Genomic DNA, 764 nt, shown 5'->3' with positions numbered 1-764 from the left:
GGCTTGTTCTCCTCGCGGGCGGTCTGCTCGGCGATGCGCCGCTCGGACTCGACGACCTCCGCCGGAACCTCGTCCCGGGTGAGGTACTTCGGCCGCATCGCGGCGATCTGCATGGCCACACCACGGGCGTCGGCGTCGCCGGCCTCGTCGCTCTTGCCGGTGTACGACACCAGCACGCCGACGGCCGGCGGCAGGTCCTGGGCCTTGCGGTGCAGGTAGATGGCGATGGTGCCCTCGACCCGGGCGAACCGGTTGAGCACCAGCTTCTCGCCGATCTTGGCGGACTGCTCCTGGATCAGGTCCGCGACGACCTTGCCGTCGAGCTCGGTGGCGAGCAGCTCCTCGGCGGAGTTCACGCCGGAGCGGTCACCGTGCTCGACCAGCTGCTGGGCCAGCGCGATGAACGAGTCGGTCTTGGCGACGAAGTCGGTCTCGCAGTTGAGCTCGAGCAGCGACTTGCCGGAGTGGGCGACCAGGCCGTTCGCGGCCGTACGGCCGGCCCGCTTGCCGACGTCCTTGGCGCCCTTGACGCGCAGGATCTCGACGGCCTTGTCGAAGTCGCCCTCGGCCTCGGTCAGCGCCTTCTTGCTGTCCATCATGCCGGCGCCGGTGAGGTCGCGGAGCTTCTTGACGTCCGCGGCGGTGATTTGGGACATGGCTCTCTCTTCGGTGTTGAGACGGCGTGTGGATGGTCAGAGGTGCCGGTTACCCGGATCCGGGCGGATCGTGCCCGGCGTACCGTCGCTGCCCGCCGTCCGCGAAAA

The 764-nt window shown here is 69.1% G+C and carries 1 protein-coding gene; it reads right to left on the bottom strand.

The window, feature by feature from the left end:
- The coding region (tsf, locus tag KBX53_RS34760; protein WP_210864014.1) for a translation elongation factor Ts at window positions 1-656 on the bottom strand (656 nt) is incomplete at its 3' end.
- Between the last annotated feature and the right edge of the window lie 108 nt (window positions 657-764).

It is taken from the genome of Micromonospora sp. M51, assembly GCF_018070305.1.
In the GTDB taxonomy this organism is placed as follows: domain Bacteria; phylum Actinomycetota; class Actinomycetes; order Mycobacteriales; family Micromonosporaceae; genus Micromonospora; species Micromonospora parva.
This window is presented reverse-complemented; position numbering and strand designations above follow the sequence as displayed.